12 protein-coding genes are annotated in these 13,629 nt (G+C 68.4%); 11 read left to right on the top strand and 1 reads right to left on the bottom strand.

Annotated elements, in window-relative coordinates; genetic code table 11:
- Window position 1 precedes the first annotated feature (1 nt).
- Entirely contained in the window at window positions 2–745 is a 744-nt protein-coding gene (locus tag CCK87_RS14585; RefSeq protein ID WP_086462148.1) for an SDR family NAD(P)-dependent oxidoreductase, read from the top strand.
- Window positions 746–1,009: 264 nt separating this feature from the next.
- On the opposite strand, the gene CCK87_RS14580 is transcribed toward CCK87_RS14585, so the two are convergent.
- Window positions 1,010–1,615: a TetR family transcriptional regulator gene (locus tag CCK87_RS14580; RefSeq protein ID WP_086462349.1), complete on the bottom strand. Its 606-nt coding sequence runs from the start codon at window positions 1,613–1,615 to the stop codon at window positions 1,010–1,012.
- A gap of 177 nt (window positions 1,616–1,792) precedes the next feature.
- Here CCK87_RS14580 and CCK87_RS14575 point away from each other — a divergent pair, with 177 nt between their 5' ends.
- From CCK87_RS14575 to CCK87_RS14530, 10 genes are all read left to right on the top strand, one after another.
- Window positions 1,793–3,334, top strand: coding sequence for an ABC transporter substrate-binding protein (locus CCK87_RS14575; RefSeq protein WP_086462147.1), 1,542 nt, complete (start codon window positions 1,793–1,795; stop codon window positions 3,332–3,334).
- A complete protein-coding gene (locus CCK87_RS14570; protein WP_086462146.1) occupies window positions 3,331–4,281 on the top strand; it encodes an ABC transporter permease in 951 nt (316 codons plus the stop codon). Before CCK87_RS14575 ends, CCK87_RS14570 begins: the two co-directional genes overlap by 4 nt.
- Complete coding sequence (locus CCK87_RS14565) at window positions 4,268–5,140, top strand: ABC transporter permease (protein ID WP_170927306.1); 873 nt, start codon at window positions 4,268–4,270, stop codon at window positions 5,138–5,140. The genes CCK87_RS14570 and CCK87_RS14565 overlap by 14 nt, the downstream gene beginning before the upstream one ends.
- A gap of 11 nt (window positions 5,141–5,151) precedes the next feature.
- Window positions 5,152–6,009, top strand: coding sequence for an ABC transporter ATP-binding protein (locus CCK87_RS14560; protein ID WP_170927305.1), 858 nt, complete (start codon window positions 5,152–5,154; stop codon window positions 6,007–6,009).
- Window positions 6,006–6,800: an ATP-binding cassette domain-containing protein gene (locus CCK87_RS14555; protein WP_086462143.1), complete on the top strand. Its 795-nt coding sequence runs from the start codon at window positions 6,006–6,008 to the stop codon at window positions 6,798–6,800. Before CCK87_RS14560 ends, CCK87_RS14555 begins: the two co-directional genes overlap by 4 nt.
- Window positions 6,797–8,971, top strand: a complete 2,175-nt coding sequence (locus tag CCK87_RS14550; protein ID WP_086462142.1) for a family 1 glycosylhydrolase — start codon at window positions 6,797–6,799, stop codon at window positions 8,969–8,971. Before CCK87_RS14555 ends, CCK87_RS14550 begins: the two co-directional genes overlap by 4 nt.
- A gap of 2 nt (window positions 8,972–8,973) precedes the next feature.
- Window positions 8,974–9,933: an alpha/beta hydrolase gene (locus CCK87_RS14545; protein WP_086462141.1), complete on the top strand. Its 960-nt coding sequence runs from the start codon at window positions 8,974–8,976 to the stop codon at window positions 9,931–9,933.
- Window positions 9,934–10,020: 87 nt separating this feature from the next.
- Window positions 10,021–11,793 carry a circularly permuted type 2 ATP-grasp protein gene (locus CCK87_RS14540; RefSeq protein ID WP_086462140.1) on the top strand — a complete coding sequence of 591 codons (1,773 nt, stop codon included), beginning with the start codon at window positions 10,021–10,023 and terminating at the stop codon, window positions 11,791–11,793.
- A complete protein-coding gene (locus CCK87_RS14535) occupies window positions 11,787–12,719 on the top strand; it encodes an alpha-E domain-containing protein (RefSeq protein ID WP_086462139.1) in 933 nt (310 codons plus the stop codon). The genes CCK87_RS14540 and CCK87_RS14535 overlap by 7 nt, the downstream gene beginning before the upstream one ends.
- Window positions 12,716–13,561 (top strand): transglutaminase family protein, encoded by an 846-nt coding sequence (locus CCK87_RS14530; RefSeq protein WP_086462138.1) that lies wholly within the window; start codon window positions 12,716–12,718, stop codon window positions 13,559–13,561. Before CCK87_RS14535 ends, CCK87_RS14530 begins: the two co-directional genes overlap by 4 nt.
- Window positions 13,562–13,629: the final 68 nt, after the last annotated feature.

Raw genomic sequence — 13,629 nt, 5'->3', positions numbered from 1 at the left:
AATGACGAGTCAGTTCGAAGGCAAGGTTGCATTGGTGACCGGTGCCGGATCGGGGCTTGGCGAAGCTATCGCCATGAAGCTCGCTCACGAGGGCGCGACGGTGATCGTTGCAGATGTAAGCGGAAAGCAGGATGCCGTCGCTGCTGCTCTCGGTTCTCCGGCGGTGGCCCGGACGTTGGACGTCAGTTCGCAGCAGAGCGTTCTCGAGCTCGAAACGTGGATCACTGAAACGTACGGCGGCTTGGATGTACTCGCCAATAACGCCGGTATCGGCGGGCCGCAGGCTCTCACCCATGAGTACCCCATCGAAGCGTTCGATGCAGTGATGGCAGTAAATGTCCGAGGCGCGTACATGGTGTTGCAAGCGGGCTTGCGTCTTATGTTGGCCAGTGGTGGTGGCGCAGTCGTGAACACGGCTTCGATCGGTGGCTTCCGGGCGACACCCTACTCCAGCGGCTACATCACGTCGAAAGGGGCCAGCGTCATGATGACACGCACAGCGGCCCTCGAGTATGCGCAGCAGGGCATCCGAGTCAATGCGGTCGCTCCGGGCGTGACGCGCACGCCGATTCTCGACGGGAGTGACCCGGACGTGCTCCACATGCTCGAGAGCCAGGTTCCTCAGGGTCGACTTGGAGAGCCGAGCGATGTGGCAAACGTCGTGGCGTTCCTTGCAGACGATGCACTCGCCCCGCACATTACGGGCCAGATCTGGGCGATCGACGGCGGGCGGTCCGCGGGGTAATCCTGTGGGTGCCGGGCAGGTGATGTTCCCCGAAGTCCGGGCATGCGAGTCCCGGCTCGTTGTCCTCAACGTTTTTGCGGTGGACCGAGGAGCAGATCCTTGCTCGGCGGCAGCGGCGGCGTCCGTGGGGCCAGCACCCACGCCGAGCTTCTCGCCGTGGGCGACGCCTACGCCCGCTACTGGACCGACCGGGTCGATGCCGCAGGCTGTCAAACCACCAACCACGAACAACCTCACCCGCACTTCAGCGCGCGACGTATTCGCCTAGGCGTCGAAGCCGCGCTCGAGCGCGAGCAGAGCCGTGCGCCACGCGTCGGCGTCGACCGAGAAGTGGTGCGTCTCGCCGCTCTCGAGGTGCTCCAATGTCATGACGTGCAGGAGCCCCCCGACGAGCTCGGGCAGGTAGCGTATGCGCGCGTGCTCCGGGTGGCGGTGGATGACCGCGGTCACGACCTGCGCCATGTCGGCGATCTGGCTCCGGTAGAAGGAGGCCACGCTCGGCCTCTCCAGAAGGGCCTTGCGCACGCGGCGGCGGCGAATCGTGACCTCGTTGGGGTCGTCGGCGCCGTAAGCATCCTGCTCGATGGCGCGGATGAGTGCGCGTACGGGTGGCAGTCCCGCGGTCAGCGCCTCGTCCAGGTGATCGGCCAGTTCCTGAAAGACCCCACCGCTGAAGAGCACGGCCTCCTTGCAGGAGAAGTAGCGGAAGAAGGTGCGTCGACCGACAGACGCCTCGGCTGCGATGTCATCGATCGTCGTGGCGTCGAAGCCACGAGACTCGAACAGATCGAGGGCAGCGGCCCGGATGTCCTCGCGGGTGCGGTCCTTCTGTTCGGCCCTGGTCGCGGGCCGGGATGTCGTCGTATTCATGGCGTACGTGATTCCTCCTGAAGACGATCGTGCCATGCGAGAGCAGAATCTGGCACTGGTGCCACTTTCGTTCACCTTCCGTTCACCGGATGGAAAGTGGCACTGGTGCCACAATTCACGCTTCCTCCGTACCGTCGCTTGTGTGGTCATCCCGGCCACTCGACCAGGAGGACTTCCATGTTCCGACGCAGGGCATCCAGCGCCCTTATCGCAGCCACGATCATCGGGTCGCTCGCGCTCACGGCGTGCAGCGGCCCGGCCACCGGCGCCACCGGCGACGGCGCCGACACCCGCACCGCCGCTCCGGGCGGCACTCTCACCGTCGCCCTCGACAGGGAGCTTCCGACACTCGACGTGACGAACGGACTGCTCGCCACGCAGCCCGTGCTCATTCTCTCCAACGCCCTGTACGAGCCACTGATGGCACCCGCCGCCGGGGGAACATTCACCCCGGGGCTCGCCAAGTCGCTCGAATCCGACGAGACCGCCACCCACTGGACGCTGACCCTTCCCGACGATGTCACCTTCTCAGACGGCTCGCCGCTGACGACCGCGTCGGTCAAGGCCCACGTGGAGCGCCTGGCCGATCCGGCATCCAAGTCTTCGGCGGCCGGGCAGGCTGCCCAGATCAGCGCGATGACGATCACCGACGACACCACCATGGTCTTCGACCTGAAGGCGCCCAACGCCGACTTCACCTCCCTGCTCGCCCGGACCCTCGGCATGATCACGTCGACCACGGCGACCGACGAGTTCGGGTTCCCGCTCGGCGCCGGCCCCTTCGTCGTCAAGGACTTCACGCCGGGCGACTCGGTCACGGTCGTCCGCAACGACAACTACTGGGGTGAGCCCGCGACGCTCGACAGCATCACCTTCCGCATGATGCCGGATGCCGACTCCCGCTTCCAGAGCCTGCAGTCGGGCGACGTCGACCTCATCTGGACCGAGGTGACCAGCCAGTTCGAGCAGGCCAGGGCCGACGACTCGCTGCAGGTTCATGCAGAACCCGCCGCCGTGAGCAGCCTGCTGCTGAACCTCTCGAGCCCCAAGTTCGCCGATGTGAAGGTGCGCACCGCCCTCGCGCAGGCGATCGACCGCGACGCCGTCAACGCCGTCGTGAACCTCGGCGAGGGAACGCCGGTCGACAGCCCGTACAGCCTCCTCGGTGATGCGGCCCCCAAGGTCGACTACCCCGAGTACGACCTCGAGGCCGCGAAGAAGGTGCTCGAGGGGGCGGGGCTCAGCTTCTCCATCACCTCCGACAACTCTCCCGACTCGATCCAGCGCGCGACGGCGGTCAAGGACATGCTCGGCGAGGCCGGCGTCGACGTCGAGATCGTGCCCGTCGAGGGCGCCTCGTTCCTCTCCACGCTCACCGCGAAGGACTTCGAGGCCGCCCAGCTGGTCACCTCGATCTTCTCCGACCCCTCGGGCGGAGCGCTCGTGGCGACCTCGACCGGCCCGTACAATTTCACGGGCTACGCCAACGACGATGTCGACCAGCTGCTGAAGCAGGCCAGCGGGCTCACCGACGGAAGCGAACGGTCTGCGCTGCTCGCCGACGCGTCCGACCACCTCGCCACCGACCTGCCCATGCTCTGGCTCACCGCGAGCAATGCCGGCCTCATCGGCTCTAACAAGCTCGCAGGGTTCCCCGACCTCACCGGACTCACCCTCATCTCGGTGCAGCCGTCGACGATCGGCTGGGCTGCAGAATGACCTTCGCCTGGTTGCCGCGCGCAGGACGATCGCTGCTCGTGCTGGTCGTCATCGCGGCGCTCACCTGCCAGCTCGCCGTTCTCCTGCCCGGCGACCCGGCGCTCGTTCTCCTCGGACAGGAATCGACCGAGGCCCAGCGTGAGGCCCTGCGCCACACGCTGGGTCTCGACCAGAACGCCTTCGTGCGCTTCGTCTCGTTCGTGGGCGGTGTCGTGACGGGCGACTGGGGCACCTCGTTCACCTCGGGTCGCCCCGTGCTGTCGGAGATCCTCTCCCGAGTGCCGGCCACCGCCGAGCTCGTCATTCTGAGCCAGGTCGTGGCCCTCGCCATCTCCATTCCTCTCGCCCTGCACAGCGCGCGCGCCGTCGGCGGGCGTCTCGACCGCATCGTGTCGACCGGCACCTTCCTGCTGCTCGCCGTGCCGTCGTTCGTCGTCGGCATCCTGATGATCCAGTTCTTCGCGGTGCAGCTCGGGTGGCTCCCCGCCTCGGGCTACACGCCGTTCGCCGAGGATCCGGCGGGCAACCTCTCACGGATGGTGCTGCCCGTGCTGACCCTGGGAATCGCAGAGGGCGCCGTCTACGTTCGCGCACTCCGCGGCTCGGCCATCGAGGCACTGCGCGCCCCCTATGCCTACGCGTCGATCGTGCGCGGCGCATCCGACTCGCAGTTGCTCTGGCGGCGGATCCTGCGCCCCTCGTCGCCCACCCTGGTGGCGCTCGTGGCGATCAGCCTCGGGGTCTCGCTCGGGGGAACGCTTCTCGTCGAGAGCCTGTTCGCGATCCCCGGACTGGGCCGCCTCACCGTCAGTGCCCTCGGAGCGAGAGACCTGCCGGTCATTCAGGGCGTCGTGCTCTTCGCCGCAGTAATCGTGGTGGTGTTCGGCATTCTCGCCGACATCGCCGTCAGCCGCATCGATCCGAGGAGCACCCGTGTCCCTGTCTGACCTGGCGTCGCCGAACGTCGTGCCGCTCCCATCGACCGCATCCGCTTCATCGGCCAGCCGCCTCCGCATACCGCGTGTGGGCGTGACCATCGCGGTCGCGTGGCTCGCCGTCCTGGCCGTCGGCGCGCTTGCGGCCGCCGCCGGCCTCACCGCCGATCCGCTCGCCAACGACTACGCCGTCATCAGCCAGGCACCGAGCCTCGCCCACCCGTTCGGCACCGACAACCTCGGTCGCGACGTCTTCTCCCGCTCCCTGCACGGGGCAGGCGCCAGCGCCATCGTCGCGCTGGTGACCGTGACCGTGGGCGGCGGCCTGGGCATCCTGCTCGGCGTGTGGGCCGGCCTGCGGCGCGGTATTGCGGATGCGATCACGGGCTTCGTGACGGACGTCACGATCGCCCTGCCGTCGCTGATCATCGTCGCCACGATCGTCACCCTCGCCGGCCCCAGCCTTCCGACGATCGCGCTCACGATCGCCGCCTTCGCCATCCCCGTGTTCGCCCGCCTCGGCCGCAGCGCGACCCTCGCGGTCGCGACCGAGAACCACGTTGTGGTCGCCCGCACGCTCGGTGCGAGCGGATGGCGTATTCTCACCCGTGAGGTGCTGCCCGGGGTGCTGCCGGCGTTGATGCCGTTCGTGCTCACCACCCTCGCCACCGCGATCGTCGCCGAGGGCGCCCTGAGCTTTCTCGGATTCGGCCTGCGGCCGCCCGAGCCCTCCTGGGGAGGGCTCATCGCCGAGGGCCGCACGCAGCTCGCCCTCGCGCCGTGGGTCACGCTGATGCCCGCGCTGCTCCTCTGCGCCACCATCCTGTCGATCAACGTGCTCGGCGAACACCTCCGAGAGGCGAAGCGATGAACCGTGAAGCGATGAAGACCATCAGCTCGAATGATTTGATTCTCGAGGTGCGCGACCTCACCGCCACCGTGCAGCGCCACGGCAGCGAGCGCCCCGTGATCGAGGGCGTGACCTTCTCGCTTGCCCGCGGGCGATCGCTCGGCATCGTCGGCGAGTCCGGTGCCGGCAAGTCCATGCTCATCCGCTCGATCCTGGGCGTTCATCCGCCGGGCGTCACCATGCGCGTCACGGGCGAGGTGCGGCTCGACGGGCACGACATGCTGCGGCTCCGCGGCCGCGAGCGCCGGAGGGCGCTCGCGGCGAGCGTGGGCATGATCCACCAGGACCCGCTGCGCTCACTCAACCCCACGATCAGGGTGGGCGAGCAGCTCACAGAGACCCTGGCGTTCACGGGGCGCTCGACTCGCCGCGACCGGGCGGCACGAGGTGTCGAGCTCATGCGCAGCGTCGGCTTCCGCAACTCGGAGGACGAGTCGCGTCGCTACCCGCACCAGTTGTCTGGTGGGCAGCGCCAGCGCATCGGCATCGGCGCGGCCGCGCTGACGGAGCCCGCCCTGATCATCGGAGACGAGCCCACGACGGCGCTCGACGTCACCGTGCAGAAGCGTGTTCTCGATCTTATGCAGGAGACCCGCGAGCGAACCGGGTCGAGCATGCTGCTCGTGACCCACGACCTCGGAGTCGCCGCCGAGCGGTGCGACGAGATCATCGTTATGCGGGCCGGCCGCATCGTCGAGGCGGGCATCACGGCCGAGGTCATCGCCGCTCCGTCGCACCCCTACACCCGAGCACTTCTCGACAGCATCCCGCGGCTCGACGGGCCCCGTCTCAGACGGCTCCGCGTGCCCGAGACCGGAGCACTCTCATGACCGATTCCATCGATCCGACCCATCACACCGAGTCCACTCCCCGGGACCTGCTCGCGGTCGACGACCTCGTGGTCGGCTACGGCGACCGCATCGTGCTCGACGGCGTGAGTCTGCGTGTGCCGGCCGGCGGATGCGTCGGGCTGGTCGGCGAGTCGGGCTCGGGCAAGTCGACACTCGCCCGAACGATCCTCGGCCTCCAGAGGCCGCGCTCCGGCTCGGTGCACATCGACGACGGCGGAGCCGACCACCCCGTGCAGATGGTCTTCCAGGATCCGATCTCCTCACTCAACCCGCACCGCTCCACGATCGCCATCGTCGCCGAGCCGCTCACCATCCGCGGCGAGGGAACACGCCGCCAGCGCCGCGAGACCGCGCGCGAGCTGCTCGCCCGCGTCGGCCTCGATCCCGACCGTTTCGCGGATGCGCGCCCGGGCACGCTGTCGGGCGGTCAGGCGCAGCGGGTCGCCATCGCGCGTGCGCTTGTGGCCCGCCCCGCGCTGCTTCTCTGCGACGAACCCGTCTCGTCGCTCGACGTCTCGGTGCAGGCCCGCGTGCTCAACCTGCTCGCCGATCTGCGCGACGAGGTCGGCCTCAGCCTGCTCGTCATCTCGCACGACCTCGCCGTGGTGCGCATGATCGCCGACTCGGTGTCTGTGCTCTGCGATGGGCGCATCGTCGAGAGCGGCGACACCGAGAGCGTCATCTCGGCCCCGCAGCACTCCTACACCCGCCAGCTGCTCGAGGCAGCGCCACGAATCCCCGATTACTCCGAGAAGAGAGACACCGCATGACGAACACCTTCCCCGCAGGCTTCACCTGGGGCACCGGAACCTCGGCGTACCAGGTCGAGGGCGCCTGGAACATCGACGGCAAGGTGCCGTCGATCTGGGACACCGCGATGCACTCCGGTCTGACGACCCCCGACGGAACGAGCGGCGATCGCGCGATCGACCAGTACCACCGGCTCGCCGAAGACCTCGACCTGCTGAAGAGCCTGGGGGCGGGCGCCCACCGCTTCTCGGTGGCGTGGCCGCGAATCGTGACGGATGCGACGGGCACGGTCAACGAGGCCGGGCTCGATTACTACGAGCGGCTGGTCGACGGCCTGCTGGAGCGCGGCATCGAGCCGGCCCTGAACCTGTATCACTGGGACACACCGCAGTGGATGGAGGACCTCGGCGGCATGATGACCCGCGATTTCGCGGAGCACTTCGGCCGGCTGGCCACGGCGGTGGGGGAGCGCCTGGGCGACCGGGTCTCGCAGTGGTTCACCATGAACGAGCCGACCCATCCATCGCTCGCCGGTTACGTCGCCGGCTTCCTGCCGCCCGCTCGACGGGAGGGCGCCGCGGGTCTGGCGACCGTGCATAACCTGCTGCTCGCCCACGGAACGTCCATCCTCGCCCTGCGCGCGGCAGGCGTGGCCGGGCGGATCGGCACCATCCTCAGCATGAACGGAGTTGTTCCGGCGACGAGTCACCCCGACGATATCGCCGCGGCCGAACGCGCCGAGTACTTCGACGGCCGGCTTTTCCTCGACCCCATGCTGGGGCGCGGCCACCTTCCGGAGCTCGAGGCCGTGCTCGGTGACGTCGTGCGCGACGGCGACCTCGAGACGATCGCGCAGCCGATGGATGTGCTGGGCGTGAACTGGTACTCCACGTACAGTGTGGCCTCCTCCGAACGCGCCGCGGCACACCTCGCCGAGCTCCCGGTAAGAGCCGCGATGTTCGGCGGATTCGCGCCCGTGACGGCCGGACTCGGCTTCGCGATCGTGCCGGCACCCGGCCTGCCCTGGGGAGGGGCGCACCGGCAGCTCACACCGGGCGGGCTCCGCGAGGCGCTCGACTGGTTGGGGTCCACCTACCCTGATCACCCCGACGTGGTGATCACCGAGAACGGCGTGGGATACCCGGACGCGCCCGACGCGACGGGCGTCGTCGACGACGCCCATCGCATCCGGTATCTCACCTGGGCGATTCAGGAGGTCGCGGACGCCATCGCCGACGGCGCCCGAGTCATCGGTTACCACGCCTGGTCGAGCCACGACAATCTGCAGTACATGGCCGGCTTCACCCAACGGTTCGGGCTGATCCACGTCGACGCCGACACTCTTGTTCGCACGCCGAAAGCGTCGTTCGACTGGTACCGAGAGGTGGTCCGCACGGGTGCGGTGCCCGCTGCCGTCGAGACCTCGCCCGCCGGCGACCACAGGGGTATCGACATCGCCGGGGTGCACAACGCCCGAGGCATCGGGGGGCTCGAGACCATGGACGGTCGGCGGGTGCACGACGGACTGTTCTTCCGTACGGCCGGACTCCACGGCATCACGCTCGACGGCCGGCGGTCGCTGACGCTGCTGGGGGTCGATACCATCCTCGATCTGCGCGGCACGACCGAGGTGACGCAGGCGCCCGACGAGATCGAGGGCGCGCGACTCATCCATCTCCCCCTGCACGAACCGTCCGACCCCGAGGCCGGCCTGTTCGTGGGTGCTGCGGCCGACGACTCCGGTGAGTCAGGACTGGGCTCCATCTACCGGCAGATCGTGCAGACCAGGGGCGACGAGATCGTTCAGGCGCTGCGCGCGATCACCGCCGCCCAGGGCGCGGTGCTCGCCCACTGCACCGCGGGCAAGGATCGCACGGGCGTCTTCGTGGCGATCCTGCTGGCCGCACTCGGCGTGCGCGACGCCGACATCGTGCGCACCTACGCGGAATCGAGCGACCTGCTCGGCGCCGGGTTCCGGGCAGAGGTGTCGTCGCTGATGCAACTGACGTCGCCAGACGGGTCGCCCGTGCCGGATGCCGTTCTCGACGACCTGCTCGCATCGCCCCGCGAGCTCATCGAAGAGGTGCTCGGCGTCATCCGGCACGACCACGGCACGGTGACGGAATACCTGAGGTCGCACGGATTCTCCGCCGAGGATCTGACTGCTCTCCGGCGAAAAATGGTCGCCTGATCATGCCCCTCGACCCTCACCTCGCCGACAGGGTGCGCAGCATCCCGACCGACCCTGCGTGGAACGCGGATCGCTCCGATCCGGACAACGCCCGCGTCTATGCCGAGTTCTTCACCGACCCGGCGCCATACGAGCTTCCCCTGTCGGTGGACATCCGTGACGACGTCGTGCCGGGGCCGCACGGACCGATTCCGGTGCGGCTGTATCGGGCCGTCGGTGCTTCGGGCCCAGTGCCGGCGCTGCTCTGGAACCACGGCGGCGGCTTCGTCGGAGGCGACCTCGACATGAACGAGTCCCACGTCGTGGGCGCGGAGCTCGCCGCGCGATCGGGCGCCCTCGTCGTGGCCGTCGGCTACCGGCTCGCGAACGCGGGCGTTCGCTATCCGGTTCCGCTCGAGGATGTCGAGGCAGCCTGGCTCTGGCTTGCGGCTCACGCCGACGACCTGGGGGTGGATGCCCGCCGCATCGCGATCGGCGGCGGAAGCGCGGGGGCCAACCTGGCCGCCGCGACGGTCGTGCGGGTGCGCGGCAACGGCGGCCCGATTCCCGCGGCGCTGCTGCTCGCCTATCCGGCGCTCCACTTCCCCCTTCCCTCGGTCGACGACGAGGTTCACGCGGTGATGACGACGCTGCCGCGGGTGCTTCGGGCTCCCGCTTCGGCGGTGAGCGCGATGTTCGCCAACTACGCCGGGCGGCTCTCCGACCTCCCGGCCGAGGTGATTCCCGGCAACGCGCCGCTCGAGGGGTTCCCGGCCACACGCATCCTGATCAGCGAGTACGACGACTTCAGGCCGTCGGGAGAGCTGTTCGCCGAGCAGCTGGCCGAGGTGGCCGTTCCCGTCGAGACGCGGCTCGCGGCGGGAATGCTGCACGGACATCTGAACCGCACGCCGACGCTGCCGGAGGTCTCCCGGTCGCTCGACTTCTTCGCCGAGGCGCTGCGCGCAGGGACGACCGCCTGAGTTCCCCTTCGACAGGCTCAGGGAGCGGGAGTAAGGCTCAGGAAGGTCCGAAACACCCCGGCAACAACGCCGCACTAGGCTCGGGGCATGGTCGACCTGTTCGCCGGTTACGGCGCCACACTCAACCCTCGCTCCTCGCGTGGGTCCGCGAGCGCCTGGGACGAAATGTTCCCCGAACCCAGCTCTCTGGCGCCCGTAGAGGCCCGCGCCGCCTATAAAGACGTGTACCAGGCGCTGGCCCGCATGACGCAGGAGGAACTGCGCGGGCGCACCGATGCGCTGGCCAGTTCGTACCTCGCCCAGGGCGTCACCTTCGACTTCGCCGGCGAAGAACGGCCCTTCCCGCTCGACGCCGTTCCTCGGGTGATCGAGCAGAAGGAGTGGCTGAACGTCGAGGCCGGAATCAAGCAGCGCGTCAGAGCGCTCGAGGCCTTTCTCGCGGACATCTACGGCCCCCAGCACGCGGTGCGCGACGGCGTCATCCCCGCGGGCCTGATCAGCTCGTCGAGCCACTTCCATCGTCAGGCCGCCGGCATCGTCTCGGCGAACAACGTGCGCATCCAGGTGTCGGGCATCGACCTCATCCGCGATGAGAAGGGCGCCTGGCGGGTGCTCGAAGACAACGTTCGCGTACCGAGCGGGGTCAGCTACGTCATCTCCAATCGCCGCGTCATGGCGCAGACCCTGCCCGAGCTCTTCGTCAGCATGCGCGTGCGTCCCGTCGGCGACTACCCCAACAAGCTCCTGCAGGCCCTGCGCGCCTCGGCGCCCGCCGGAGTAGACGACCCCAACGTCGTTGTGCTCACCCCCGGCGTCTACAACTCGGCCTACTTCGAGCACACCCTGCTGGCCCGACTCATGGGCGTCGAGCTCGTCGAGGGCCGCGACCTGTTCTGCTCGGGCGGCAGGGTCTGGATGCGCACCACGGCCGGTCCCATGCGCGTCGACGTGATCTATCGCCGGGTCGACGACGAGTATCTCGACCCGCTGCAGTTCCGCGCCGACAGCCAACTGGGCTCGCCCGGCATCATGATGGCGGCACGGCTCGGGAATGTCACGATCGCCAACGCGGTCGGCAACGGCGTGGCCGACGACAAGCTCGTCTACACCTACCTGCCCGACCTCATCCAGTACTACCTGGGCGAGAAGCCGATCATCCCCAACGTCGACACGTGGCGCCTCGAAGACCCGGCCTCGCTCGAGGAGGTGCTCGACCGCCTCGACGAACTCGTCGTGAAGCCCGTCGACGGATCCGGCGGCAAGGGCCTCGTGGTGGGACCGGCGGCATCCAAGACCGAGCTCGAGACGCTGCGCAAGCGGCTGCTCAAAGACCCGCGCGGCTGGATCGCGCAGCCGGTCGTGCAGCTCTCGACGATCCCCACGCTGGTCGAAGACGGGATGCGGCCGCGTCACGCAGACCTGCGGCCGTTCGCCGTCAACGACGGCAGCGACATCTGGGTTCTGCCCGGTGGGCTCACGCGGGTCGCGCTTCCCGAGGGCGAGCTCGTCGTGAACTCGAGCCAGGGCGGCGGATCGAAGGACACGTGGGTCATCGGCCTCGAGCCCGATTTCTTCCAGGAGTCCTCGGCCCGCAACATCCAGGGCCTGGTGGCCGACCAGGCGGCGAACACGCAGTCGATTCCGATCGTGGGCAAGCACGCGGTCGATCACTCGCCTCAAGACAAGCCGAACAACGACCAGCAGCAGCAACAGCAGCAACAGAGCGGCAACGATCTCGATACGGCCGCGGGCGGCCTACTCGATCAGCGCAGCAGCGCTGGTCGAGTAGTCGGCGAGGAACGAGCCGACGTATCGAGACCATCCTTCGACGAACGGAATGAAGGAGCAGACAAATGCTGAGCCGCATCGCCGAGAGCCTCTTCTGGATCGGGCGCTACATCGAGCGCAGCGACGGCACCGCCCGCATCCTCGACGTGCACCTTCAGCTCCTGCTCGAAGACCCGTGGATCGAAGAGGACCTCGCCTGCCGCTCGCTTCTTGCGCTCATGGGCAGCGAGGTCCCCGGACCCGAACGTGAACTGACGCGACAGGACGTGCTCGCCACCCTCGCGGTAGACCGCACGCATCCCGCATCCATCGCCTATTCGCTCGGAGCGGCCCGCGAGAACGCCCGCCGGGCGCGCGAGATCGTGTCGACCGAGCTGTGGGAGTGCCTCAATACGACCCGTGCCAAGATGCCGCGCAAGGTCGCGGCCGAGAAGACCCACGAGTTCTTCGGCTGGGTACGCGAGCGTGCCGCGCTCGCGGTGGGCATCGTCGAGGCGGGAACCAGCCGCGACGAGGCCTGGCACTTCTTCAACCTCGGCCGCTCGCTCGAGCAGGCCGACATGACGGCCCGCCTGCTCGCGACGAGAAGCCTCACCGAGGCATCCGGCCCCAGCTGGACGACCATTCTGCGGTCGTGCGGCGCCTACGAGACCTACCTGCGCACCTATCGCGGCGTGCCCTCGGCGCGCAACGCGGCCGAGTTCCTGCTGCTCGACCGTCTCTTTCCGCGCTCGATCATCTTCTCGGTGTCTCGGGCAGAGGAGTCGTTGCGAGCCATCGAGCCCCGCAACGACCGCGTCGGGGTCACCGACAGGGCCCAGCGCCTGCTCGGCCAGATCCGCAGCCAGCTCGAATACCGCCCGATCATGGACATTCTGCACGAGCTGCCAAAGCACATGGACAGCGTGCAGGATGCCACGTCGACCGCGTCCGAGGCGATCAGGCAGAGATACTTCCCCACCAACGCGGCTCCTTCCTGGACGGGAGAGAACACATGAACCGGCTCCGCATCCGACACGTGACCGGCTACCGCTACGAGGGCGAGGTCGCGGCCTCGTACAACGAGGCGCGCATGCTCCCCGTCTCGAGCACAGACCAGTTCGTGCTGTACTCCAACCTCGAGATCGCGCCCGTCTCGAGCAACCACAACTACCTCGACTACTGGGGCACCCGGGTGTCGAGCTTCGAAGTGCTGACTCCGCACAAGGAGTTGTCGCTCACCGCCAACAGCCTCGTCGAGGTGCGCCCCCGCGCACACAAGCCCCACGCTGTCGGGTGGGAGGCGTTGGCCGACGCGTCCGCGAAAGCCACCTCGTTCGTCGAGCATTCCAAGCAGACGAGGCTCACCGACCCGGCTGACGACATCGTCGAGCTGGCCGGCGAGATCGCCTCGCGCTACGACAGCCCGTGCGAGGCCGCCCTCGAGATCTGCTCGGCGATCGGCGACCAGATGCAGTACGTGCAGGGCGTCACACACGTGCACTCCACGGCGAAGGACTCCTGGGCCGACAAACGGGGCGTCTGCCAGGACATCGCTCACATCGCGCTCGGCGCCCTGCGCTCCGTCGGAATCCCCGCGCGCTACGTGTCGGGCTACCTGCACCCCAAGCCGAACGCGGAGATCGGGGAGACCGTCGCCGGGGAGTCGCACGCCTGGGTCGAGTGGTACTGCGGAGAGTGGCGGGGCTTCGACCCCACGAACTCCATCGACATCGGCGACCGCCACGTCACGGTGGGCCGAGGTCGCGACTACAACGACGTGGCGCCGCTGCGCGGTGTCTACGCCGGCCCCTTCGGATCGAGCCTCTTCGTCACGGTGGAGATCACCAGAGAGAGCTGACCCGGAGCTGACCGCCCCGCTCCCCGTGCTTCCCTGTTCGCGGATGAGGAAAAAGTGAAGACACGCCG

The sequence above is a fragment of the Agreia sp. VKM Ac-1783 genome (assembly GCF_900177765.1).
GTDB lineage: Bacteria > Actinomycetota > Actinomycetes > Actinomycetales > Microbacteriaceae > Agreia.
The sequence above is the reverse complement of the archived record's forward strand: the minus strand, read 5'-3'. Positions and strand labels throughout refer to the sequence as shown.